Below are 255 nucleotides of genomic sequence, written 5' to 3'. Positions count from 1 at the left end.
CCAAGCGCGGGTACTCCGCCACGACGGTCCGAGACATCGCCGACGAGGCGGGCATCCTGTCCGGCAGTCTGTACCACCACTTCTCCTCCAAGGAAGCGATCCTGCAGGAGATCCTGCGCAGCTTCATGGCCGGGCTCCTCGGGCGCTTCGAGGAGATCGTGGCCGAGGGCGGCAGTCCCCGCTACATCCTCGACAAGCTGATCGCGCACGCCTTCGCGACGATCGAGAGCCAGCCCGACGCGGTCGGCCTGTACC

General features: G+C 67.5%; 1 protein-coding gene. It reads left to right on the top strand.

Going from position 1 to position 255, the window contains the following annotated elements; translation table 11 throughout:
* Positions 1 to 255, top strand: a 255-nt coding sequence (locus SB658_RS25750; RefSeq protein ID WP_410603301.1) for a TetR/AcrR family transcriptional regulator, incomplete at both ends; no start/stop codon positions are given.

Source organism: Bacillus sp. SIMBA_008, from assembly GCF_046535495.1.
GTDB classification, from domain to species: domain Bacteria; phylum Bacillota; class Bacilli; order Bacillales; family Bacillaceae; genus Bacillus; species Bacillus subtilis.
This window is presented reverse-complemented; position numbering and strand designations above follow the sequence as displayed.